General features: G+C 39.2%; 1 protein-coding gene. It reads left to right on the forward strand.

Features of this window, described 5'->3' with window-relative positions; all coding sequences use genetic code 11:
• Window positions 1–293 (forward strand): ribose-phosphate diphosphokinase (gene prs / locus EII42_RS12770; RefSeq protein ID WP_125172445.1); only part of this gene is annotated, 293 nt, incomplete at both ends.

The following is a 293-nucleotide window of genomic DNA, read 5'->3' on the forward strand; positions in this document are numbered from 1 at the left end:
CATATTATTGGGGACGTTGCAGGTCGTGATTGTATTTTAGTGGATGATATGATCGATACTGGTGGTACATTATGCAAAGCAGCTGAAGCATTAAAAGAACGTGGTGCAAAACGCGTCTTTGCTTATGCAACTCATGCGGTATTCTCTGGTGCTGCGGCAAAAAATTTAGCAAATGATGTATTAGATGAAGTTGTTGTAACTGATACTATTCCACTTACACCTGAAATCAAAGCATTAGGTAAAGTGCGAGTATTAACCTTATCTGGAATGTTAGCTGAAGCTATTCGCCGTAT

It is taken from the genome of Tessaracoccus sp. OH4464_COT-324 (assembly GCF_003932855.1).
Lineage (GTDB): Bacteria > Actinomycetota > Actinomycetes > Propionibacteriales > Propionibacteriaceae > Arachnia.